Source organism: Streptomyces sp. NPDC057271 (assembly GCF_042668715.1).
Classification (GTDB): domain Bacteria; phylum Actinomycetota; class Actinomycetes; order Streptomycetales; family Streptomycetaceae; genus Streptomyces.
In genome coordinates this window covers 1-22,394 of the sequence record NZ_JBHUYJ010000123.1, presented here as the reverse complement: position 1 = coordinate 22,394, position 22,394 = coordinate 1, and the positions used below count along the sequence as shown (strand labels likewise).

General features: G+C 69.2%; 21 protein-coding genes and 6 pseudogenes. 15 read left to right on the top strand and 12 right to left on the bottom strand.

The window, feature by feature from the left end; all coding sequences use genetic code 11:
• Nucleotides 1-147: 147 nt before the first annotated feature.
• Nucleotides 148-831, top strand: a complete 684-nt coding sequence (gene ung, locus ACFUJR_RS34520; protein WP_383178426.1) for a uracil-DNA glycosylase — start codon at nucleotides 148-150, stop codon at nucleotides 829-831.
• Between the two features lie 114 nt (nucleotides 832-945).
• Nucleotides 946-1,419 carry a hypothetical protein gene (locus tag ACFUJR_RS34515; protein WP_383178457.1) on the top strand — a complete coding sequence of 158 codons (474 nt, stop codon included), beginning with the start codon at nucleotides 946-948 and terminating at the stop codon, nucleotides 1,417-1,419.
• A gap of 30 nt (nucleotides 1,420-1,449) precedes the next feature.
• Here the strand turns inward: ACFUJR_RS34515 and ACFUJR_RS34510 are convergent, their stop codons facing one another.
• A complete protein-coding gene (locus tag ACFUJR_RS34510) occupies nucleotides 1,450-1,911 on the bottom strand; it encodes a hypothetical protein (RefSeq protein WP_383178429.1) in 462 nt (153 codons plus the stop codon).
• 125 nt (nucleotides 1,912-2,036) lie between these two features.
• On the bottom strand, nucleotides 2,037-2,636 hold the full coding sequence (locus tag ACFUJR_RS34505; protein WP_383178432.1) for a TetR/AcrR family transcriptional regulator: 600 nt from the start codon (nucleotides 2,634-2,636) through the stop codon (nucleotides 2,037-2,039).
• A gap of 85 nt (nucleotides 2,637-2,721) precedes the next feature.
• On the opposite strand from ACFUJR_RS34505, the gene ACFUJR_RS34500 reads away from it, so the two are divergent.
• Nucleotides 2,722-3,912, top strand: a complete 1,191-nt coding sequence (locus tag ACFUJR_RS34500) for an FAD-dependent monooxygenase (protein ID WP_383178435.1) — start codon at nucleotides 2,722-2,724, stop codon at nucleotides 3,910-3,912.
• Nucleotides 3,913-3,976: 64 nt separating this feature from the next.
• Nucleotides 3,977-4,882 carry a Gfo/Idh/MocA family protein gene (locus ACFUJR_RS34495; RefSeq protein WP_383178437.1) on the top strand — a complete coding sequence of 302 codons (906 nt, stop codon included), beginning with the start codon at nucleotides 3,977-3,979 and terminating at the stop codon, nucleotides 4,880-4,882.
• On the opposite strand, the gene lnt is transcribed toward ACFUJR_RS34495, so the two are convergent.
• Together lnt and ACFUJR_RS34485 are read right to left on the bottom strand one after the other, a co-directional pair.
• Entirely contained in the window at nucleotides 4,806-6,644 is a 1,839-nt protein-coding gene (gene lnt, locus ACFUJR_RS34490; RefSeq protein WP_383178440.1) for an apolipoprotein N-acyltransferase, read from the bottom strand. The two genes, ACFUJR_RS34495 and lnt, sit on opposite strands and share 77 nt — an antisense overlap.
• 135 nt (nucleotides 6,645-6,779) lie before the next feature.
• Complete coding sequence (locus ACFUJR_RS34485; RefSeq protein WP_383178442.1) at nucleotides 6,780-7,217, bottom strand: nuclear transport factor 2 family protein; 438 nt, start codon at nucleotides 7,215-7,217, stop codon at nucleotides 6,780-6,782.
• Between the two features lie 82 nt (nucleotides 7,218-7,299).
• On the opposite strand from ACFUJR_RS34485, the gene ACFUJR_RS34480 reads away from it, so the two are divergent.
• Nucleotides 7,300-7,899 (top strand): flavin reductase family protein, encoded by a 600-nt coding sequence (locus ACFUJR_RS34480; protein ID WP_383178445.1) that lies wholly within the window; start codon nucleotides 7,300-7,302, stop codon nucleotides 7,897-7,899.
• A 14-nt stretch (nucleotides 7,900-7,913) separates the two neighbouring features.
• Here the strand turns inward: ACFUJR_RS34480 and ACFUJR_RS34475 are convergent, their stop codons facing one another.
• From ACFUJR_RS34475 to ACFUJR_RS34465, 3 genes and pseudogenes are all read right to left on the bottom strand, one after another.
• Entirely contained in the window at nucleotides 7,914-8,129 is a 216-nt protein-coding gene (locus ACFUJR_RS34475; RefSeq protein WP_260227218.1) for a hypothetical protein, read from the bottom strand.
• Nucleotides 8,130-8,198: 69 nt separating this feature from the next.
• Nucleotides 8,199-8,336, bottom strand: a pseudogene (locus tag ACFUJR_RS34470) (undecaprenyl-diphosphatase); the annotation flags it as partial.
• A complete protein-coding gene (locus ACFUJR_RS34465; RefSeq protein ID WP_383178451.1) occupies nucleotides 8,333-8,545 on the bottom strand; it encodes a hypothetical protein in 213 nt (70 codons plus the stop codon). The gene ACFUJR_RS34465 and the pseudogene ACFUJR_RS34470, both read right to left, overlap by 4 nt.
• A gap of 484 nt (nucleotides 8,546-9,029) precedes the next feature.
• Between ACFUJR_RS34465 and ACFUJR_RS34460 the strand changes: the two genes are divergently transcribed.
• Nucleotides 9,030-10,613: an ATP-binding protein gene (locus ACFUJR_RS34460; protein ID WP_383178454.1), complete on the top strand. Its 1,584-nt coding sequence runs from the start codon at nucleotides 9,030-9,032 to the stop codon at nucleotides 10,611-10,613.
• Nucleotides 10,614-10,905: 292 nt separating this feature from the next.
• On the opposite strand, the pseudogene ACFUJR_RS34455 reads toward ACFUJR_RS34460, so the two are convergent.
• Nucleotides 10,906-11,175 (bottom strand): annotated as a pseudogene (locus tag ACFUJR_RS34455) (DNA-binding protein); the annotation flags it as partial.
• Nucleotides 11,176-11,337: 162 nt separating this feature from the next.
• Here ACFUJR_RS34455 and ACFUJR_RS34450 point away from each other — a divergent pair.
• Nucleotides 11,338-11,804, top strand: a pseudogene (locus tag ACFUJR_RS34450) (transposase); the annotation flags it as partial.
• 25 nt (nucleotides 11,805-11,829) lie between these two features.
• Entirely contained in the window at nucleotides 11,830-12,270 is a 441-nt protein-coding gene (locus ACFUJR_RS34445; RefSeq protein ID WP_383451087.1) for a transposase, read from the top strand.
• Here ACFUJR_RS34445 and ACFUJR_RS34440 read toward each other — a convergent pair.
• Entirely contained in the window at nucleotides 12,188-12,754 is a 567-nt protein-coding gene (locus tag ACFUJR_RS34440; protein ID WP_383178959.1) for a hypothetical protein, read from the bottom strand. The genes ACFUJR_RS34445 and ACFUJR_RS34440 overlap by 83 nt on opposite strands.
• Nucleotides 12,755-12,783: 29 nt before the next feature.
• On the opposite strand from ACFUJR_RS34440, the pseudogene ACFUJR_RS34435 reads away from it, so the two are divergent.
• Nucleotides 12,784-13,233 (top strand): annotated as a pseudogene (locus tag ACFUJR_RS34435) (IS5 family transposase); the annotation flags it as partial.
• On the opposite strand, the gene ACFUJR_RS34430 reads toward ACFUJR_RS34435, so the two are convergent.
• Nucleotides 13,225-13,641, bottom strand: coding sequence for a hypothetical protein (locus ACFUJR_RS34430; RefSeq protein ID WP_383178962.1), 417 nt, complete (start codon nucleotides 13,639-13,641; stop codon nucleotides 13,225-13,227). The pseudogene ACFUJR_RS34435 and the gene ACFUJR_RS34430 sit on opposite strands and share 9 nt — an antisense overlap.
• A gap of 29 nt (nucleotides 13,642-13,670) precedes the next feature.
• A complete protein-coding gene (locus ACFUJR_RS34425) occupies nucleotides 13,671-14,117 on the bottom strand; it encodes a HesB/IscA family protein (RefSeq protein WP_383178965.1) in 447 nt (148 codons plus the stop codon).
• An 85-nt stretch (nucleotides 14,118-14,202) separates the two neighbouring features.
• Between ACFUJR_RS34425 and ACFUJR_RS34420 the strand changes: the two are divergent.
• Nucleotides 14,203-14,849: pseudogene (locus tag ACFUJR_RS34420) on the top strand (transposase); the annotation flags it as partial.
• Here ACFUJR_RS34420 and ACFUJR_RS34415 read toward each other — a convergent pair.
• Nucleotides 14,824-14,910 (bottom strand): annotated as a pseudogene (locus ACFUJR_RS34415) (site-specific DNA-methyltransferase); the annotation flags it as partial. The pseudogenes ACFUJR_RS34420 and ACFUJR_RS34415 sit on opposite strands and share 26 nt — an antisense overlap.
• 761 nt (nucleotides 14,911-15,671) lie before the next feature.
• Here ACFUJR_RS34415 and ACFUJR_RS34410 point away from each other — a divergent pair.
• The 5 genes from ACFUJR_RS34410 (at nucleotide 15,672) to ACFUJR_RS34390 (ending at nucleotide 22,018) form a co-directional block, all read left to right on the top strand.
• Nucleotides 15,672-16,052 (top strand): nuclear transport factor 2 family protein, encoded by a 381-nt coding sequence (locus ACFUJR_RS34410; RefSeq protein WP_383451082.1) that lies wholly within the window; start codon nucleotides 15,672-15,674, stop codon nucleotides 16,050-16,052.
• Nucleotides 16,053-16,087: 35 nt separating this feature from the next.
• Nucleotides 16,088-17,893, top strand: a complete 1,806-nt coding sequence (locus ACFUJR_RS34405) for a 3-oxoacyl-ACP synthase III family protein (protein WP_383178971.1) — start codon at nucleotides 16,088-16,090, stop codon at nucleotides 17,891-17,893.
• Nucleotides 17,880-19,646 (top strand): thiamine pyrophosphate-binding protein, encoded by a 1,767-nt coding sequence (locus tag ACFUJR_RS34400; RefSeq protein ID WP_383178974.1) that lies wholly within the window; start codon nucleotides 17,880-17,882, stop codon nucleotides 19,644-19,646. Before ACFUJR_RS34405 ends, ACFUJR_RS34400 begins: the two co-directional genes overlap by 14 nt.
• A gap of 9 nt (nucleotides 19,647-19,655) precedes the next feature.
• The gene (locus tag ACFUJR_RS34395; protein ID WP_383178977.1) at nucleotides 19,656-20,453 is read left to right on the top strand and encodes an alpha/beta fold hydrolase; all 798 of its coding nucleotides are present in this window, start codon (nucleotides 19,656-19,658) and stop codon (nucleotides 20,451-20,453) included.
• A 275-nt stretch (nucleotides 20,454-20,728) separates the two neighbouring features.
• Nucleotides 20,729-22,018: a cytochrome P450 gene (locus ACFUJR_RS34390; protein WP_383451079.1), complete on the top strand. Its 1,290-nt coding sequence runs from the start codon at nucleotides 20,729-20,731 to the stop codon at nucleotides 22,016-22,018.
• The last annotated feature ends 376 nt before the right edge of the window (nucleotides 22,019-22,394 follow it).

The window sequence follows — 22,394 nt, the reverse complement described above, 5'->3', positions numbered from 1 at the left end:
GCCGGACAGAACAGCGGGAAGACAGCCCAGCAGGGCGTCAGTCAGTGGCAGAGCCACGACCACCGGGACCTGAGTATCAGCATCAATGTCAGTGGCCCCCGGTAGGTTCTCGGACGTACAAGAGATCGCCTACCGGAGGTTGTTGACGTGACCGACACCGACATGCTGCCCGAGTCCTGGCGCGGCGTCCTCGGCGAAGAGCTGCAGAAGCCGTACTTCAAGCAGCTGACCGAGTTCGTCGAGGAGGAGCGGGCCAAGGGGCCGGTCTACCCGCCGCGGGACGAGGTGTTCGCCGCCCTGGCGGCGACTCCGTACGACAAGGTGAAGGTCCTGGTCCTCGGCCAGGACCCCTACCACGGCGAGGGGCAGGGGCACGGCCTCTGCTTCTCGGTCCGTCCCGGTGTCAGGACGCCGCCCTCCCTCCGGAACATCTACAAGGAGATGCAGGAGGAGCTCGGCCACCCGGTGCCGGACAACGGCTATCTGATGCCCTGGGCCGAGCAGGGCGTCCTGCTGCTCAACGCGGTCCTCACCGTCCGGGCCGGCGAGGCGAACTCGCACAAGGGCCAGGGCTGGGAGAAGTTCACGGACGCGGTGATCGGCGCGGTGGCCTCCCGGCCGGACCCGGCGGTCTTCGTGCTCTGGGGGAACTACGCGCAGAAGAAGCTTCCGCTCATCGACGAGCAGCGTCATGTCGTCGTCAAGGGCGCGCACCCCTCGCCGCTGTCGGCGAAGAAGTTCTTCGGATCCCGTCCCTTCACGCAGATCGACGAGGCGATCGCGGCGCAGGGTCACGAGCCGATCGACTGGCGGATCCCGAACCTCGGCTGACGGCGTTGAGCCCGCCCGGCTGACAGGCTCGGGGTGCCACCCGAGCCTGTGCCGGATCGGGGGCCGAGACGGTTAGCGTCGGAGCCCCTGGACGGAGAGCGTGTGGAGGCCGCAGTGACCGAGCAGCAGCAGGCGCGGGACGACGGCGTCATGACCCGGATCGGGCAGGCGACGATGCTGCTCCACGGCGGGGACCGCGAGGAGGCCCGCAACCGGTTCGTGGAGCTGTGGGCGCAGCTCGGCCCCGACGGCGACCCCCTGCAGCGATGCACGCTCGCGCACTACATGGCGGACGCGCAGGACGACCCGGACGCCGAGCTGGCCTGGGATCTGCGCGCCCTGCTGGCGGCCGAGGCGCTGAGCGAGGAGCGGCCGGCCGCGCCCGACGCGGCGGCCGCGCTCCGTGCGCTGTACCCCTCGCTCCATCTGAACCTGGCCGCCGACTATCTCAAGCTCCAGCAGCCCGAAGCGGCGCGGATCCATCTGGACCGGGCCCGCGCGGCCTCGGACGCCCTGGACGACGACGGCTACGGCAACGGGGTCCGCGCCGCGATCGACCGCCTGGAGGTACGGCTCCGCTCGCGGTAGGAGCCCTGCGACGCGCGCCGCTATCCCGTCTCAGCGCGCGTACACGTCCTTGCAGATCTTCGACTGCACGCTCTCGGGATGCCAGCCCCCGTACTGTGCGCCGAGCCGGCACACATCGGCCCGTGAGCGGGGCGGCTCAGGCACCTCGGGCGGCCGGGGCGGCTTGGCCCGTCTCTGTTCCCGTGGCGCGGACGGCTGCCGCTGTGAGGTGCCCGTGCCCTTCCGTACGCGGGTCCCGTTCTGCTCCCCCGACTCCCTGGGGTTCCCCGGCGTCGCCCGGGGGGACGGCGGGGGAGCGGGAAGCGCGGCCTCCAGGGCCTCGCGGGCCGGACCCTCGACGATCTGCGGAGCGACCCCCACGTGCGGGGCCGGGCTGCCCGACTCCGGGGGCGGCGGGGGCGAGGCGGGCGGCGGAGCGACCGAGACGCAGCCGGAGAGCGCGGCGATCGCCGCCCCGACCAGGAACCTCGCTGTGGTTCTCGTTGCATGCACCCCCGCCACTCTGCTGGCCGGACGGTGATCTTCGCGCCCCTACCGGCGGGGAATGACCCGTACGGGTGACGCCCACGATCCGGATGACCGACCACGCCCGCCCCTCCGGCCCGCCCCCGAGGTCTTCAGGGGCCGAGCATGCCCCGCAGCAGCTCCTCGAACCCGGTCCGCAGTTCCGCCCGGCCGGGCACGGCGGAGTGGAATGAGCCGGCGGCGCAGGAGAACATCAGCCCCTCGCACCAGGCGATCAGGGAGAGGGCGTGCCGTTCGGGGGCCGGGGAGCCGGCCCCGGCCATCATCGCGATCAGCGGCCCGTGGAACGCCGCCGACCCCGCCGCGTCGAAGAAGGCGCGCAGTTCCGGGCGGCGCGTGGCCTCCAGGGCCAGTTCGTAGCGCGAGACGAGCAGCGCCCGGTGGTCGGTGAGGTACCGGTGCAGGGCCGTCGCCAGCGCGTCCACGAGGGCGTCGAGCCCGCGGCCGGGCTCCGGCATCTCGTGCGGAGCGAGTACGCGCGCCTCCAGCTCGACCTGTCGCCGCACGGCGGTCTCCAGGAGCGCCTGGCGGGTGCGGGCGTGGTTGGAGGTCGACCCCTGGGGGAGTCCGGCGCGCTCGTCCACGGCGCGGTGGGTCAGCCCGCGCATGCCCCGCTCGACGAGCAGTTCGAGCGCAGCGTCGCCGACACGTGTGGTCCGGGAGGCGGCTGAGGCGGTGGTGCGCGCGGTCATGGGGACAACCTACTACCGGTGCGACTACAGCTGTAGTACCGTCGGGGATGCGTCACTACATCTGTAGTTTCCGAGGGGGAGAGCCATGGACCAGCACCGTGCCGTCGTCGTCGGAGCCGGCATCGGCGGCCTCACCGGCGCCGTCGCCCTGCATCAGGCCGGCTGGGACGTCACCGTCCTCGAGCGCGCCGCCGCCCTGACCCCCGTGGGAGCCGGGATCGGCCTCGCCCCCAACTCCCAGCGCGCCCTGGACGTCATCGGCCTCGGCGACCGCGTCCGCGAGCTCTCCGCCTGGCAGGGCGACGGCGGCATGCGCGCCCCCGGCGGCCGCTGGCTCGCCCGTACCAGCGCCAAAGCCGCCGCGGAGCGCTTCGGCGGCCCGCTCGTCCTGCTCCACCGCGCCACCCTCGTCGAGATCCTCGGATCCGCCCTCCCCGACGGTGTCGTACGGACAGGGGCCGCGGCGTCCCTCGTCGACCCCGGCGACGACGGACGGCCCGCCGTCGTCAGGACCGCGACCGGCGAGGACATCGAGGCCGAGCTGGTCGTCGGCGCGGACGGCATCCACTCCACGCTCCGCCGCACCCTCTTCCCCGGCCACCCCGGCCCCGCCTACTCCGGATTCACCACGTGGCGCCTGGTCGTCCCCGCCCCCGACCGGCACTTCGCCCCGCACGAGACCTGGGGCGGCGGCCGCCTCTGGGGCACCCAGCCCCTCAAGGACGGCCGGATCTACGCGTACGCGATGGCCGCCGCCCCGGAAGGCGCGCACGCCCCCGACGACGAGAGGGCCGAACTCCTCCGCCTCTTCGGCGACTGGCACCACCCGGTCCCCGAGATCCTCGCCGCCGTCGAACCGGGCGGCGTGCTGCGGAACGACGTCCACCACCTGATCGACCCGCTGCCCGCCTTCCACCAGGGCCGGGTCGCCCTGCTCGGCGACGCCGCCCACGCCATGCAGCCCACCCTCGGCCAGGGCGGCAACCAGGCCATCGAGGACGCCATCGTCCTCGCCCACCACGTCGCCCCGGGAGACCCGCCGGGCCGCGCCCTCGCCGCGTACACCGCCGACCGGCTGCCGCGCACCACCGCGATCGTCCGCAAGGCCGCCCGCACCGGCCGGCTCACCCTGCTGACCGCCCCACCCGCCGTCGCCCTGCGCGACGCACTCATCGCCGCCGTCTCGCGGTTCGGCCCCGGGCTCGTGCTGCGCGGCTTCGACGGCATCGCCGACTGGCGGCCCCCGCTCGCCGACGAGCGGGCCCGCGTAAGCTGACCAGCGCGAACGGCGGGCCGTACGCCGTCGATGAGAGCACACCAACAAGCGCTAGGGAGACCCCGTGAAGGTCGGCTGCATCGGACTCGGCGACATCGCGCAAAAGGCATATCTCCCCGTCCTCGCCGCCCTCCCCGGGGTCGAACTCCACCTCCAGACACGGACGAAGACCACTCTGGAGCGGGTCGCCGAGATCCACCGCGTACCCGACGACCAGCGCCACGGCGACCTCGACTCCCTGCTCGCCGCCGGGCTGGACGCCGCGTTCGTGCACGCCCCGACGGAAGCGCACCCCGAGATCACCGCCCGGCTCCTCCAGGCCGGCGTACCGACGTACGTCGACAAGCCGCTGGCGTACGAGTACGCCGACTCCGAACGTCTCGTGGAACTCGCCGAGGCGCGCCGGGTGAGCCTGGCCGTCGGCTTCAACCGCAGGCTCGCCCCCGGCTACGCGCAGTGCCTGGACCACCCGCGCGAGCTGATCCTCATGCAGAAGAACCGCGTCGGCATGCCCGAGGACCCGCGCACCCTCGTCCTCGACGACTTCATCCACGTCGTCGACACCCTGCGCTTCCTGCTGCCGGGAGACGTCGAGCACACCGACGTGCGCGCCCGGATCAGGGACGGGCTCATGCACCACGTCGTGCTCCAGCTCTCCGGCGACGGTTTCACCGCCATCGGCATGATGAACCGGATGAACGGCTCCACCGAGGAGATCCTGGAGGTCTCGGGCCAGGGCACCAAGCGTCAGGTCCTCAACCTCGCGGACGTCGTCGACCACAAGGGGCAGCCGACGACCCGCCGGCGCGGGGACTGGGTGTCGGTGGCCCGTCAGCGCGGTGTCGAACAGGCCGTGCTGGCCTTCCTCGACGCGGTACGGGACGGCACGACGCTCAGCGCTCGCGACGCCCTCGCGACCCACGAGCTGTGCGAGCGCGTGGTCCGCGAAGCTCTGACGCAGGCCTCCTGAGGGTCCCCATGCCCTCGGCGGCACAGAGCGCGGCCAGAACGCTCAGGGCGCCGTACAACACCCAGTCGCCGTACCGGACGTAGCCCGTCGTCGCCCGCGCCAGCGGTACGTCGTAGACGGCGGCCGTGCTCCGGTCGGTGCCCAGGGGCGCGCCGACCCGGCTGCCGTCCGGGGTGTACACGGCGCTGACGCCGGTCAGCGTCGCGTGCACCATCGGCCGGCCGGACTCCGCAGCGCGCAGCGCCGCCAGCGAGGCGTGCTGGGCGGGCGCCCAGCTGTTCTGGAAGGTCGACGTCGCCGACTGGGCGACGAGCACGTCGGCGCCGTCGCGGGTCAGCCGGCGGCTCATGTCGGGGAACGCCGACTCGAAGCAGACCAACGGGCCGATCCGCAACGTCGGCCGCCCGTCCTCGGGCGGCAGGGCCATCACCACCGGTTCCGTGCCGCGCCGCCGGTCCTCGCCCGCCGCCTTCCCCACCGAGGTCACCCAGCCGAGGACCGGGCGCGCCGGAATGTACTCGCCGAACGGTACGAGCCGCATCTTGTCGTACCGGTCGCCCGTCGGCCCCTCCGGCCCTATCAGGACACTGCTCTTGAAGATGCCCGGCCGGTCGGCGCGGCGGGCGTCCACATTGACGAGGATCGGCGCGTCCACGGCACGCGACAGGGCGGACAGCCGGGCCGCGAGGTCAGGGCGCGCGGTCAGGTCGGCGCCGACGCTGCTCTCGCCCCAGACGACCAGATCGACGTCCTGGCCGACGAGCTCCCGGGTGAGCTCCTCACCGCGGGCGAACCTCTGCTCGGCGCCGACCGCCCCGTCGTACACCCCCGGCTGGACGACGGCGATCCGCGCCGTGCCCCGCTCAGGCGGTGGTGCGACGCCCCACCAGACCACGCCCACAGTGAGGGCGCACACCACGAGGCCGACCAGGCCCGTCATCCGTACGGCAGTCGTCGACACCACGAGCAGAGCCAGAGCGGTGTTGACCGCCACCACGAGCAGCGAGACCAGCCAGACGCCGCCGACGGAGGCGAGGCGGAGCGCCGGTGAGACCTGCCACTGACTGGCGCCGAGGAGCCCCCAGGGCCCGCCCAAACCCTCCCAGGACCGGGCGAGTTCGATGAGCAGCCAGCCGGAGGGGACGACGAGGATCGCGGCGGCGGCGCGCAGGCCGGAAGGACCGTCCCCGAGCATCGCGCGCACGAGCCATCCCCACGGCAGCCACAGGAGCCCGAGCAGCGCGGCGATGACGAGGATGAAGACGTGCAGGCTCGGCATCAGCCAATGGTGCACGGCGAGCATGAACCCGACGCCGCCCAACCAGCCCTCCAGGGCCGCTCGGCGCGCGGTGGGCGCGGTGCGGAGCAGCAGCAGCCAGGGGACGAGCGCGACATAGGCGAGCCACCACAGCCCGGCCTCCGGGAACGCGAGCGCGGGCAGGGCGCCGGCGACGACAGCGAGGGCGGCGCGGGCGGCGCGGTGCGACGTCACAGGCACCGGATGCGGGCCGGTGCGGGTGCGCCTGCCGGCGCTCCGGCCACTGCCAGTGCCGGCGCCCTGGCCGCTGCCGGTACGGATACCGGTACCGGCGTCGGTGCCCTTGCCACTGCCCTTGCCACTGCCGGTACGGGTACCGGTGCCGGCACCGGTGTCAGCGCCCGTGCCGGTGTCGGCACTGGGGTCGGTGCCGGTGCCGGTGCTCGTGTTCGTGTCGCTGCTGGGCGCGGCCGCGCCGTCGCGACGGCCGAACGGATTCCGCATGCGGCGTCGCCTCCAGGTGTCGCCTCCAGTGTGCGCCGTACGACCGCCGCAGCCGTACGGGCGCCACGGCCGGGCGACCCCTACGGCCGTACGGCGCTCACGGCCGTACGAGCGTGTACGAACCGCGCACGGCACTCAGGGACGGCGCCACTTCTCCTCGACGACCACGGAGCGCAGCCGCCAGCCGGCGTCCGTCCTGGCCAGCGTGAACGCGTAACGGCCGCCGCAGACGAAGTCCTCGCCGGACTCGAAGCGCATCGGGTTCACGTAGTCGGCGCGGACCTCCGCGCTGTCGCCCGGGTAGCCGCCGAGGTCCTGGATCCGGACCCGGCGGTTCACGATGAGGTGCTGGCGCACCGGGAAGAGCCGCATCGTCTCCGCGAGCCAGTCGGCGACCTCGGTCGCGGGGCCCTCGACACCGCCGGAGCCGCGGTAGTCGGCCCGGCCGTCGCGGGTGAACAGCGCCCGGTAGCCCGCCCAGTCGGAGTCGTCCACGGCCACCGCGTAACCGGTGACGAGGTCGTCGATGGCCATCCGGTCCATCACGGTCGCAAGGTCCACGCGCTGAGTCATCGCTTCAGTGTCGGGCAGCGGAGGCGGGGCGCCAAGAGCCGTGCGTCGGAGGCGTGGTCGAATACCGGTCATACTTCTCGGCATGCGTATCGACTTCGATCCCGACCGCAGTGACCGGAACGGTTTCTACCGGCTGCTCACCGCCACCGTCGTACCCCGGCCCATCGCCTGGATCTCCACGACATCGGCCGACGGGACCGACAACCTCGCACCGCACTCCTTCTTCACGATCTCCTCGGTCACGCCGCCGGTGGTGCAGTTCACCTCGGTGGGCCGCAAGGACTCGCTGCGGAACATCGAGGAGACGGGCGCGTTCGTCGTGAACCTTTCCCCCGAGCCGCTCTTCGAGCAGATCAATGCCACGGCGACGGACTTCCCGCGCGGCGTGAGCGAGTTCGACGTGTGCGGGGTGGAGCGCGAGCCGAGCCTGCGGATCAAGCCGCCTCGGGTGGCGTCCTCGCCGGTCGCGCTGGAGTGCGAGCTGCACAGCACGCTGCGGATCGGGGACTCGACCGTCGTCTTCGGGCGGGTGGTGCACGCGGCGGTGGACGAGTCCGTGATGGTGGACGGCCACCCCGAGATCACGCTGATGCGCCCGCTGACCCGGCTCGGCCGGAACGAGTGGGGGACCCTGGGCGGCGTCCGTGAGATCGCCCGGGTGCCGTACGGACCCGAGGCCTGACGAGTCACGGAGCCTCAGGCGGCCTCCCAGCGGTGCGGGCGGCCGCCGCGCCACTCCACCAGGTGCGGATCGTCGAGGATCATGTCGGCGTCCTCGAGCCCCGCTCGGCGCAGGAACTCGACGAGGTCGGTGTCGTTGTGGGCCAGGCCCACGATCTGGCCGCGGACGGTGACGCGCCGCCCCCCGTCGGGGGACGGGCGGTGCACGACGATGGGGGGTTGCCAGGCCATGGTTCCAGGGTGCGACGCGCACCCGAAGATCGCCCGGCGGGGTCGCCGGCCGGGGCGGGCCGACCGGGGTCAGCCGCCGGACTCGCCCGCGTGCGGGCTCAGGGTGTCCGTGCCGACCAGGATGAAGATCAGGATGCCGAGTGCGATCCGGTAGATCACGAACGGCATGAAGCTCTTGGTCGTGATGAACTTCATGAACGAAACTATGTCGACGTGTCCTGAGCGGCTTTGACCTGCTGGTTTCCACCCTTTTCAAGATCGAATAGTAGGGCAGTGGGAGATGGTGCCTTCCAGTGCTCTCTCTCGCTGGCCGCGAAGCGCAGCCACCTGCTTTGCAGCGGATCGGCAATCTCCTGCTCCATGGCCAGGGCGACGTGCGAGTAGAGACCTTCCATGCCGGCGACTTCGCGGCCCATGCGGGTCTCCACGGCGATGCGACTGTGTCGATCTTCGTCCAGCCATTCCTTGCCGCCGTGGCGAAGCAGGTACAGCCGCTTACGGGCGTTCGTGGTAGCGGGGAACCGGCCCCTGACCCGCGGCCAAACTGTCCAACAAGGCACTGACCGCAGTGCGCGCCCCGGTCGCTCACCAGCCCGGATGAGATTTTCGGCAAGGGCAGGATGCATGAGGCCGACTGAGACGACGACGGTGCCCCGGATGAGCTGATCGGCACGTGAAGAGCTGTGCCGCGGTGACCTGCATGCCCTGGCGGTCGCCGGAGGCGCTCCAGCGGTCAGTGCACCCCAGCGGGCGCTGGCCGCGTTTCTGCGTCTGCCCGCCGGGTGATCTCCGCACCGGGGCACCGCTGCTCTGGCACTCGTGCCCGTACGGGGCGGTGTAGCCGGTGGTCGGGTGCACGGTCGCCTCAGGTTGTCGGTGCCGTCGGCTAGCGTGCGAGGTATGCGCTACTTCAATACGGCCGGGCCGTGCGTCCCCACGCGTCACTACATGGTGTCGGCCCAGGAGCGGCTGCCCAGGGCCCGCGGGTACATCGAGCAGGGCCAGTACTTCGTGGTGCACGCGCCACGGCAGACCGGGAAGACGACGGTGCTGGCGGCGATGGCCCGGGAACTGACGGCCTCGGGCCGGTACGCGGCGCTGCACTTCTCGTGCGAGAGCGCGGAGGTGGCCGGGGAGGACTACGGCCAGGCCGAGCTGCTGGTGCTGGAGGCGATTCGGCGGTCCGCGGAGTCCGCTGGGCTTCCTGATGAGCTCGCGCCCCCCGCCTCCTGGCCCGACGCGGTGCCCGGGTCCCGGCTCACGCGGGGGCTGACTGAGTGGGTGCGTAACTGTCCGCGTCCGCTGGTGCTGTTCTTCGACGAGATCGACGCGCTGCGGGGGGAGAGCCTGCGCAGTGTGCTGCGCCAGTTGCGCGATGGCTTCACTGTCAGCCGTGGCGGCTTCCCGCATGCGGTGGTGCTGTGCGGGCTGCGGGATGTGCGTGACTACAAGGCGGCCTCGGGCGGGGATCCGGGGCGCCTTGGTACGTCGAGTCCGTTCAACATCAAGGTGGCGTCGCTGCGGTTGGGCGACTTCACCGAGGCCGAGGTCGCCGAGCTGTACGGGCAGCACACCACGGAGACGGGCCAGGATTTCACGGTGGATGCGCTGGAGCGTGCCTTCAGCTTTACCCAGGGACAGCCGTGGCTGGTCAACGCGCTGGCCCGGGAGGTCGTCGAGGAGATGGGGGTGCCGTCGGACACGCCGATCACGGCCGAGCACATGGAGGAGGCGAAGGAGCGGCTGATCCTGGCGCGTGCGACGCATCTGGACTCGCTGGCCGCCAGGTTGGGCGAGGACCGGGTGCGGCGGGTGATCCAGCCGCTGATCGCGGGCGAACTGCTCCTGCCGACGGACACGTACGACGACGATCTGGCGTACGTGCGCGACCTGGGGCTGGTCGCTCCGGACGCGCCGGTGCGGGTGGCCAATCCGATCTACCAGGAGGTCATTGTCCGGGTCCTGGGAAACAACACGGAGGGCCAGGTCGTCGCCGCCCCGAGCAGCTTCCGGCTGCCGGACGGCCGGATCGACATGGACAAGCTGCTGTGCTCCTTCGCCGAGTTCTGGCGGGAGAACGGCGAGATCCTGGCCACCGCCTCGACCTACCCGGAGGCCGCAGCACAGCTGGTGATGATGGCCTACCTGCACCGGATCGTGAACGGGGCGGGTTTCATCGACCGGGAGTACGGGGTCGGCCGGCGGCGCGTGGACCTGCTGATTCGCCAGCCGTACACCGCTGCCGACGGTTCGCGGGCGGTGCAACGCGATGCGCTGGAGCTGAAGGTGTGGCGCCAGGGCCGCACCGACCCCCTCGCCGAGGGGCTGGCGCAGTTGGACGACTACCTGGACCGCATGGAGCTGTCCACGGGCACCCTCGTCGTCTTCGACACCCGCCCGCAGGCAGCCCCGGTCCACGAGCGCACCGCCTTCTCGCAGCAGACCACGCCCTCCGGGCGCACCGTCACCCTGCTGCGCGCCTGACGGCCGGGAGACCTCAGGCCAGGAGCGCCCCCGGATCTTCCCTCCCGTGGCCGTGTTCCCGGAGCAGCACGGGTTCGGTGCGGGAGCTGGAGGGGCTCGACAGCCAGAGATGACTCCGCCCTGGCGTCGGCGATACCGGCGCAGGATGGGGCGGCCGGACTTCCGGCTTGTGTGTTACGCCGACGACTTCATCGCGCTCGTGCACGGGACGAAGCCCGAGGAAGAAGCGCTCAAGGCAGAGATCGGCGAGCTGCTGGCGCGCCGCCGAACCACGCGGGTGCAGCGGCGGGGATCAGATCTTCTCCGCGGTTACACGGATGTGGTCGGTGGTGAGCATGGTGATGTCCTCGATGTCGGACGTCAGGATGGTGACGCGGCCCGGCTGGGCGATTGCGGTGGCGCAGAGCATGGCGTCGATGGCGTACTTATGACCGTGCAGCCCGGCCGTGCGCAGCAGGCCGGCGGCGGACTGGGCGAGGGCCTGGGTGACCGGCTCGACTCGCAGCCGGGACAGCGTCCACTTCAGCGCGGCGTAGTTGATGCGGGGATGTAGCACGTGGAGTCTTGGCGATCTTGGAGTCGGTCGCAAAGGGCTCCCGGCCTGCGATTTCTTGCGTGCGCATTTGTGCGGTGTGGCGTTACAGGCGATATCTTGACGCTGAGGTGACCCCGGTGGTGTGGACACTCTGACAATGGATCTTTCGATCCGAGGAAGGGTGTCCTGGTGGGACGTAAGTCTCCGTATCCGGCGGAGTTCAGGAACGACGCGGTCGCGCTCTATCGCGCGGCGGGCGGGAAGCGCACGTACGCGGCGGTCGCGGCAGATGTCGGGGTGACCGGCGAGACGCTGCGGAGCTGGGTGCGCCAGGCCGACGAGCACGCGGGCCGTGCTCATAGCCATGGTGAGCAGAGCGCGCAGAGCCGGGATGAGGAACTGGCCCGGCTGCGCGCGGAGAACGGCCGGCTGCGCAAGGCGGAGAAGGAATGGGAGCTCGAGCGCGAGATCCTGCGCCGGGCAGCGGCGTATTTCGCCAAGGAGATGAAGTGAAGACCCGCCGCTGGGACTTCGTCTCCGCCCACGCCGAGACCTTCGGCGTCCAGCGGATATGCCGGGTCCTTCGGGTCTCGCGCTCGGGCTACTACCGGTGGATCGCCGGCGCGAAGACCCGCCAGGAGCGGCAGGCCGCCGAAATCACGTGACGGGCGCAAGCGTCACATCCTGACCGACACCGAGGGCCTGCTCCTGGAGGTCACCGTGACCACAGCCGATGTGCACGACTCCAAGGCCGCTCCCGCGCTGCTGGAGACATTCATGGACCAGCCGGGCCGGCTGCTGAGACTGGTGTGGGTCGACAGCGCCTACCAGGGCCCGGCCCTGGCCAAGGCGTTCGCCCGGCACGGAGTGCGGATCGAGGTCGTGCGCCGATCCGACGGACACCGCGGATTTGTCGTGCTGGCCCGCAGGTGGGTGGTGGAGCGAACGCTGAGCTGGCTCTCCCGCTCACGCCGCCTCAACCGCGACCACGAACGCCGCCTCGACCATCACGCCCAGATGGTGTGGTGGGCCGCTGTGATCAGGCTGTCCCGGCGCCTGGCCGCGGACGCTCCGCGCTGGCCGGAGAAGCGTCCCGGCCGACTGCCCCGGGCGCGGGCATGAACCGTCCGTCCTTCGCCCGCACCAGCCAGCCCCGCTTTTCCAGCACATAGGCACGGTGCCGGATCTTCTCCACCTCGTTCTTGATCTCCGCTTCCCGGCCCACCGCCCGCGTCAGCTCCACTCCGTTCACCGGCCCCGAGGCAGCCACCACCGCGGCGAACACCTCCCGATACAGGCCGCTGAGCACCTCTTCACCCATGCCCGACCACCGCACCGGAGGCCTCTCGCCATGCCCCGCGCCGGGGCCGCTCGATCCCACGGCGGCAGCCATCTCACCACCAGACGGCACGGAAACCGGCGTAATCACGGGGCTCTCCTCGGCCAGCACCGACACGAGCTCCTCACGCCCCACCCGGGCCCGCTCGACTCGCTCCCGCGCGGCATCCACCTCCGCCTGAGCCTGCTCCAGGACCTCCGTCCAGGACTCCAGATCCTGCCTCGCCCGCGCCTCACGCTGTTCCATCAACCCCAACACAGACGGCATCGCACCCTCCTCGGTCCACAACAAGCCGTCCGCCGCCGGTCGACCGCGCCCGGCCGGGCAGCAAGCACCACCTGATCGTCGACCGGCACGGCACACCTCTCGCCGTCTCGCTGACCGGCGGTAACAGGCACGATGTCACCCAGCTGACGCCCCTGCTGGACACGATCCCCCGCATCCGAGGACTGCGCGGGAGACCGCGGCACCGGCCGGGGCGGCTGTTCGCCGACCGCGGCTACGACTTCGACAAGTACCGGCGCATCCTCCGGGCCCGCGGCATCACACCCAAGATCGCCCGCCGAGGCGTCCCGCACGGCTCTGGGCTGGGCAAGACACGGTGGGTCGTGGAGCGGACCTTCGCCTGGCTCCACCAGTTCAAACGCCTCCGCACCCGCTACGAGATACGCGCCGACCTCCACCTCGGACTACTCCAACTCGCCTGCAGCATCATCTGCTTGAGACGGCTTCGAACCTCATTCTGAAACGATCAGTAAGCGACGGGCCTGCGTGACGCCGACACTCACGCCGACACCGCGGCACATCGCCGTCTCCTGACATACCTGCGCTTGAAGAGATCCGCCAAGCAAACGGCTGCCTGCCAGCCATCGCCAGGCAGCACCCGCGACAGCGAGATCCGGCAAGCTGAGCGCTGAAGCGCCGCACATCAGCCGGCTCTCGCACCACGTTGCCCATTCGACGTCGTTGTCCAGCAGCCCTCGTAGCGCACGCCGTTCCAGCTGCAGCTCGTCCTCGGCATCGAGGCGGGCGAGCAGCACGGAAAGCGCCAGGACGTCATGGGTTGCCCGGTACTCAAAGGACGCCTGAGGCCACGAGACCCCGCCCTCTTCGATCAATATCCGGGCGGATTCCTGAGCGCAGAGCCACGCCATCGGTATGTCATGCTCCGCAGCGGCCCTGCTCACGAGAAGGAGTCACCGCACCCGCACGAGCCCTGCGCGTTCGGGTTGTCGATCGTGAAGCCCGACTTCATCAGCGTGTCGGCGTAGTCGATCTCGGCCCCGGCCAGATAGGGGCCGCTCTTCTTGTCGATCACCACGGCGAACCGGCCGAACCACACGACGGACTCCTTCACCCGCGCCATGGCCGCACGCTGAGCAGCAGTCTCCTCGTCGTCCTCCTCGGCGAAGCCCTCGTCCTCACGCTCCGCGAGCATCTTCGTCAGCGCGTTCGCGTATTCGTCCGTGAAGTACAGCTGATAGCGCATACCCGAGCAGCCCCCGGGCTGCACCGATATCCGCAGAGCAAGACCAGGCGCCTCCACCTTCAGAAGGTCGGTCACCTTCTCCACAGCCGCCTCGGTCAACTTCACCGAGTAGGCCGAATCCTGAAGCGTCTCTTGCGCCATGCCGCAGATCTCCCATCGCACGTGGTCACCCGCCACGGGCACCTCAAACAACTACGCACCAGGAACAGGCACGGTTCAAAGACACCTACTCAAGGACCTGCCCGTGCAGGTGCTGGCCCGAATGCGCTCGGACCGCGTCCTGCGCCGGCCAGCCCCGCCACGGCAGCCTCACACCAAAGGCCGGCCGCCCCGGCACGGCGGCGAGTTCGTCTTCGGCCAGCCCGACACCTGGGGCACCCCAGACACCCGCACCACCACCGGCACACGCCTCTACGGCACCGCCCTGGCCCTCTCCTGGGACCGGCTCCACCCCAAGCTCACCCACCGCTCGTCCTGGGCCGCGGCCGACGGCACCCCCCATCGTCGAAGGGACCGTGATCCGCCTGGACATCGAGCACCTGCACAGCGGAGCCACCCCGAAGCCGGTCTGGCTGTGGTGGTCGGGCACCGACGCCACCGCAGCGGACACCGACCGACTCTGGCAGGCATACCTGCGGCGTTTCGACATCGAGCACACCTTCTGTCCGCTTGTTCAAGCAGACTCTCGGCTGGACCTGCCCGAAGATCCGCACCCCCGAGGCAGCCGACCGCCCTCCGGTCCGGCCAGGTCGAAGTCGTCCTTGGTCAGCTCCGCGCAGAGCCGCTGCTCGGCCACGTCGGCGTAGTGCGAGGACAGCTCGACGCCCACGAGGCGACGTCCCTCGCGAAGGGCTGCGACGCCCGTCGAGCCGCTGCAGGTGAACTGGTCGAGGACGGTGCCGCCCTCGGGGCAGACCTGTACGAGCTGACGCATGATCTCGACGGGCTTCTGCGTGATGTGCACCCGGCCCTTGCGGGGCTGGGAGGCGATGTAGTGGCCGGGCAGGTAGAGGTCGCGGGTGTTGTCGAGGGATCCCTTGACGCCCCAGACGATGAACCCGGAGTCCTGCTTCGGCCCGCCCTTGCGGGGCCGGCCGGCGGGCTTGATCCACGACATGGTGCCGCTCCAGGTCCACCCGGCCATCCGGCCATCCGCAGGGCGTCGGGCGTCCCGCGGCACCGACATTCCCGATGCCGAGCAGCTGACGCGGGGATGCTGGACCGACCATGGCCCCGGTGGGAGGTTCTCGGTGACCTCGCCGGTCGTCGCATCCTGGACCTCTGCTCCGGGATCGGCAAGTTCCCCGCCCACCTCGCGCGGATGGGCATCCGCGTCGATGCCGTCGGGGGCGCACGCACTCAGCACGAGCGAGCCGTTGCCCTCTGCCTGCGGGCAATTGCGCGAATGAGGGACCGCAATGGTATTGAACGTCGAAACGTCTCGACCACACGGAAGTCGCTGAAGGAGAGTCACACCCCCGTCCCGTTCGAGCCGACCACCCCGCAGGGGGGTTATACACGAGCGAGAGAGGTAATCGGTTCAAAGATGTGAGAAAAGTTGCGACGAAGCGGCAATCCGGAATCCGTTCTATTGACAGGGCACCCGATGGCCCTCCATCATCAGTGGAAAGGCTTGAAATCTCCTTGCGTACAGCGTGATCGCTCAGACCAGGAGGATAAGTGGATTCAGAATCCATGGAGTCACTCATCATTCGCCATATTCAGGCGGAGCTGGACGGTGACATCGAGGCGGCCGTTTCCGTGTACACCCATGACGTCGAGCATGATTTCGTCGGCAGTCCTTCCCCTTCGGTCGGGCAAGATGCTGCAAAGCGCGTCTATGAGCGTCTCGATGCGGCACTGAGCACTGAGGAGATGACGCTGACCCGAATTTACCACGGGGCCGAACACTGCGTTACCGAGCATGAGTTCATCGCCTCTGTGAAGGGTGCATTTCCAGGTATACCGGAAGGCGCGGCTCGAATCCGCGGCCGGCTGCTGCACCTGTTCGAGTTCCGCGACAGACTGATCAGCCGAGAAAATGTCTGGGCGGGCCCCTTCACGCCGATCGACTGACGACGAAACGAACAAGGCCTCAGAGGAGGGCACCGTTGCCTGATGCGCATATCGTTGACGTGGTCAAGTTCATGCCCCGCAGGATTGTCGCGGCGTCACCGGTGGGCGAGGGGGACTCGCTGGCTGGAGGTGACTTCTTCCACGGTGTCGCGCAGCGACGTTTCGCCTCACCCGAGTACTCCTCGGCAGAGCTCGGAATATGCGCCCTCAGCAAGCTCCTGCGGCGGAACGGTATCGCCGCGGACGAGGTCGATCTGATCCTTTATACCTGCGTCTTCAATGACACGTTCTGGCCCGGCATCGGGCCAGCCGTACAGGCCGGCGTGGGTGCACGGAACGCAATGGTCATGCAGGTCGACACCAGCTGCTGCTCCTGGCTGTCTGCACTGCGCGTCGCGGAAGCATTCATCGAGACCGGGCAGTGCCAGCAAGTCGTGGTCCTCACGGTCACCAATTTTATATCGCGTCTTCCGGAGTTCCAACGCTCCAGCAGGTCCCGCGTACTCGGCGACGGAGCGTCAGCGGCGCTACTGGCCCCGGGAGAACGGAGCATCCTCTCGTCTTTCGAGCGTTCGAACGGCGAGCATGGCGGACTGCTGAAATTCGATCCCGACCTGGTCGATGGCGTGTTTCACAACTTCTGGGAGCGGGGCTGCGGGCCGATCTCGGTGCGCTTCACCGAGGACAGCGTGCGCGCGATCCGTGAGAATGCGACCACCCTGGTGCCCGAGGCCGTTGAGATCTGTCTGAAGCGTGCCGGAATGATCCCGGACGACGTCTCCCTGTTGATCACACACCAGCCGAACTCGAAACTGCTTGACGATTGGCGTCAGGCCTGCGGGATCACCGGGGCACGGACGCACGACACACTTGCGAAGTACGGGAACCTCTTCCACGGATCGATTCCCGTCACCCTTGCCGATGCATTGGAAGAAGGCCGCATCAGGACGGGCGATGTCCTGGCTCTGGGTACTTTCGCCAACGGCGGTGACATGGTGAGCGCTATGACGCTGCGGTGGACCGCACCCGTGCGGGCTCCTGCCATCACCAGATGGGCCGACGGAGTATCGAACGAGGAACACTACGAAAGGTGGCAGCCCGTGATCAAGCCGACAGTGACGGTGTCCGTTCTGAAGCCGGGCACCACAATGAGGCCTTCGAGGGCTTCTACGTCGGCAAGCCGGGGCGGCCTTGCAGCGATCAGCGGGCTGATACGCCGGGAGAACACCAGCCAGGAGGAATGCCTGGCGCTCATGCAGAAGCTGACCAAGCCTGTGTACCAGCACGAGGAGATCTTCGGCGAGTACTGCTCGCTGGGCCAGTACATCGACGTTCCCTTCGACGTACTGGTCGACTACGCAGCAGACGTCCACTCCCTGGAGGAGTGGACCTACAGCGTGCGGGACTTGCAGCACATCGGCGGCGGACTGTACCAGGGGCAGGAGGCCATCCAGCCCAACACGAAGATCTTCATCCGGGCGGACGTCCAGCGTGGCCCCGATCTGGCGACCGTGGTCTACCCATGCGCCTGGGACCAGGGCCACGACCTGTGGATGCGTTACTACTTCACCTTCATCGACGCACTGCGGACACTGCGCCGACCAGGGACCGTGGTGTTGTGGACCAACTGTAAACACCCGTACTACGACCGCGACGTCACCGATGTTCCCGACTACATCACCGAGGGCCGGTCCCGTACCGACCGCTACTGGGTGGGCGACATCTGGCCCAATTTCGACGCCATCCATCGTGTTGAGATCCAGAACATGAAGCGGATCGCCGAGACCCGGTTCACCTCTGGTACTGAGTACTCCTGCCGGGAACCCCATGCAACTCGTTGACGCGCTCGTCGATGCCCTGCGCGACTGGAACACGCGTTACGTCTTCGGTGTCAGCGGAGCCAATATCGAGCACTTCCACGACGCGATACACCGCCGCGGTGGGCACCGCCTGACGTCGGTGCTGTCCCGGCGGGAGGACGGCGCGGCATTCATGGCCGACGGCCGGGCCAGGGTGCACCGCACGCTCGGCGTCTGCTGCTCGACGTCCGGCGGCGCGATGATGAACCTGGCTGTGGGGCTGGCCGAGTCGTACGCCGACTCCGTTCCCATACTTGCCGTCATCGGTCAGCCCGCACTGGCGATGGACTCGCACGGCGCTTTCCAGGAATCGTCCGGGATCGGCAGGACAGTCGACGCGATCGGCTTGCTCTCGGCGATCACCAAGGCCACGTTGCGTATCACAGACCCGGCTGAGTTCTGGTCCGCGCTCCGCTCCGCGGCCACGACCGCGCTCACCGGCCGGCCGGGGCCGGTCGCCATGCTGCTGCCGCGGGATCTCAACACCGCGGACGTCGGCGACCGACCGGAGGACTGGCCGTCGGACCTCGGCGGGCTGGGGAGCGGCGGCAGCATGGCCAAGCATGACGTGGAACTGCTCCTCGACGCGATTCGCCAGGCCGAGCGACCGGTGCTGCTGCTGGGCCATGGCGTGCGGCGCAGCCGCGATCCGGACGCCGTGATCCGGTTCGCCCAGCGCGCGGGCATCCCGGTCGCGACCACCATGTCAGCCCGCGCCGAGTTCCCGAACCGGGACCCTTTGTATCTAGGGGTCGTGGGGATGACCGGGCATCCGTCGGCCCATGAGTTCATCGCTGAACACGCCGACCTCGTGATAGCGGTGGGGACAGGCCTGAGCATGATGACCCGGGCGCCCCTGGGCCATCTGGAGTCCGGGCGGGTGGTCGTGGTCAACATCGACCCGAAGACCGTCCATCTGCAGGGCCTACCACGTGTAGCCGTCGCCGCCGACGCAGGCGAGGTCTTCCAGCGGCTGCTGGAGCTCCACGAGGGCGGCCCGGCCGAGGCCCCGCACTCCCATGGGTACCGTCTGCGCCGGTTCGTTCCTCGGCTCGCTCCTGATGTCCCCAACGCCACACCGGATCCGCGCGCGGCCGGGGATGACCTGCTGCGGAGTACGGCCTTGGCGCTCATCGAGGAGCACCTACCGCCCGGCGGTCATATCGTCCTCGACGCCGGCAACTGCGCGTCGGCGGCGATCCATCTGACCAGCGTTCCGCCACGGGCGACCTCAACCATAGCGCTGGGCGCCGGTGGGATGGGCTACAGCATTGCCGCGGCGGTGGGAGCGCAGCTCGGTTCGGCTCCAGGCACCCGGACCACGGTGATCTGCGGTGATGGTGCGCTGCTGGTGAACGGCCTGGAGATCCATACCGCGGTGGACCTGCGGCTGCCCATCCTGTTCCTCGTCTTCAACAACCAGATGCACGGCATGTGCGTGACACGGCAGCAGCTCTTCTTCGACTCGAGAATCGAGTCCGCGCAGTATCCACAGATCGATGTCGCCACGTTGGCCCAGGGCCTGGGGTCCGTCGACCGCCTCTGGACGGGTAGCGCCGGCAGTCCCGCCGAACTGCGGCGACAACTGGACGACTACCACACCACTGCGGCAGGCCGACTCCCCGGCGTCCTCGAACTTCGGCTATGGCACGAGGAGATGCCTCCGTTCGGAGCGTTCCTTCCGGCGGCCGAGCCGACCTACTCCGTTCCGGCAGTCCTGAACCCCGCAGGATGAGGAGAGCTCGTGATCAGCGCCAAGATGCTCAGAATCCACAACGGCACGCCTGTCCAACTGACCTGTATCGGCAGTGGCCCGACCGTTGTCGTGGTGCATGGCGTGATGTCCACAAGCGAGAATTGGCTCGACGTCGCGCGCCAGCTCGCCCCGACCCACCAGTGCCTCCTCCTGAACCGCCGAGGGCGCACGCCCGAGGCGGGCCTCGGGGCCGACTACGGACTCGACACAGAAGTTGCCGATCTGCGCGACCTCTTGAACGACCTAGGCACTGACGTGACCCTGGTGGGGCACAGCTACGGTGGGACGATTGCGCTCCTGGCCGCGCTGGAGCACCCTGACCTGCGTTCGCTTGTACTCTACGAACCCGCATGGCCGCTCTCCGGCTCCATCGGCGGTTCTGCCGTGCGGCTGATCGCCGAAACGGTGGCACGAGGTGACCTGGACACCGCTCTGGCCGCGATCTTGACGCGGATCATGAACATGCCTCCCGAAGCCGTGGACCAACTCCGCGACGCGCCGCAATGGCAGGCCCAACGTGTTCTCGTCCCCGCCGCCGTCGCGGAGCTGCGGGCACTCGACGCCCTGCCGCCGACCCTCGCGCGCTTTGCCCAACTCGCCACGCCCACCCGCATTCTGCTGGGGGAGGTCACTCCCGCCGAGTCGCCGTTCAGCCACACCGCCCGGGCGCTCATGGACGTGATCCCCGACGCCGTACTGGAAAGGGTCCCCGGCCAGGGGCACCTGGCCCATGCCTTCGCGCCGGCGCGACTTGCCGCAGTCATCGCGACTGCGGGACTCGCCTGACGAGAGAGACCTGCGTGAAACAAGAATGGCAAGGAGGGGAACAGGCGTGCACGAACAGACGATCAGCGATATCCACCGCGAGTCTGGAAGACCGCTTCCGCCGCGCCGGCCAGACGATCACTGTCGGGGGACCGCCGTGATCTACGTCGAGTTGTCGATCCTGGCGGGCCGCGCACCGCAGACCAAGGTGAGCTGAGCAGCACCGTGCCGAACCTGGTCCGTCAGCACCGCCCCGGCGCCGGGTCTCGACGTCCACACCATCGTCAACGTTACCGATGTCGACCGCGCGTGGTGCCGCAGCCACACGGAATCCCCAGCAGGAAAGGCGGTTGCTGATGACCGTGCAACAGAGCCCGGCCGACCGGCCCCCGAATGAGCCGTTCACCGACGAGTACTTCCAGAATCCCTACGAGACCTACGCGTGGCTGCGAGCACGACACCCGGTCTATCGGACCCGGCTCCCGTTGGGGGACGGTCACGTCTGGCTGCTGAGCAGGTACGAGGACGTGCGAAGCGCGCTGGCGGATCCGCGGTTCAGCTCCAGCGTGGAACGAGCAGGTGAGGGATTCCGGAACTCCGGGCTGGCGTACGGTGCCGGTGGAGCACTGGAGCGCTCACTCTCGAAGACCGATCCGCCCGACCACACCAGACTCCGCACGCTGGCGACCAAAGCCCTGACCGTGCGGCGGATGGAGTCATGGCGGGAGCCGGTCCAACGGATCGCGGACCGGCTACTGGACGGACTGGACCCGAACAACCCGCTGGATGTCCTGGCCGACTTCGGGTCACCCTTCGCGATGACGGTCCTGTGCGAGGTGCTCGGTATCCCACTCGCGGATCACAGCGTGGTCCGACGCTGGGTCGAGGTCATGTCCTCCGCGGATCCGGCCGAGCGGAAGCAGATACCGGACGCGATGCGTGAGCTGGAGAGACGCGCCACCGAGCTCATCGCCATGAAACGCGCCCACCGGACCGACGACCTGCTGTCCGATCTCGTCTTCGCCCGTGACGCTGGAAACCAGCTGAGTGAGATCGAACTCCTCGCAATGCTGGAGGGACTGATCGTTGCCGGCCACAAGACCTCGGTCGACCTGATCGGAAACGGTCTGCTCGCGCTGCTCGACCACCCCGCCCAGAAGGAGCTGCTGCAAAGTCGCCCCCAGCTGATCGAGCCAGCGGTCGAGGAATTCCTCCGCTACGACGGTCCCACCGCCAACTCACTGTGGCGGTTCACCACCGAGACGGTACGAGTCGACGGCGTCGATATACCACCCGGTGAGACCGTTTTGCTCCTCCTCGCCTCGGCGAATCGCGATGCCAGAAGGTTCTCCGACCCGGATTCGCTCGATATCGGACGAAAAGATACCTCACATCTCGGGTTCGGGCACGGCGTCCACCGCTGCCTTGGTGCCGCACTCGGCCGCCTGAACGGACGCGTCGCCGTGTCAACCGTGCTGGACCGGTTCCCGACCATCCAACTGGCTGTTCCGCGCGGCTCAATCCGCTACCGGAGATCGATCCTCTTGCGCGCCCTGGAGGAGTTGCCGGTACGTCTGCAGGCGTAGCCGACCAGGCCTGCCGCGGCGTCCGCGCGGCGGGCCACGAGGGCGGGTGGTGCGAGATGACGTCGGTGTCCGCTCGGCGATGTCGGCTTTCGGGGTTCTCTCCTTGGTTGCGTACAGACTTACGTGCCAGGTGTTGACCCCGCCGGTCTCACCGCTGCGTACTCCACCGCGTCGCATGTCGGCCCGGTTGCGGACGGCCCGCGCCTGGGCGCGTGAGGTGGCCTGGCTGCAGCCTGCCGAAAACGGTGAGGCATACCCATGGATTGAGCACAAACACGGCATCTAGTGCCGCATCAGGCAACGTTCGCCCCGTCGTGACGTGCCGCCCGGTCGCTGTTCCGGGCGGCACTGGACGGCCAGAATGATCACGTGGCTG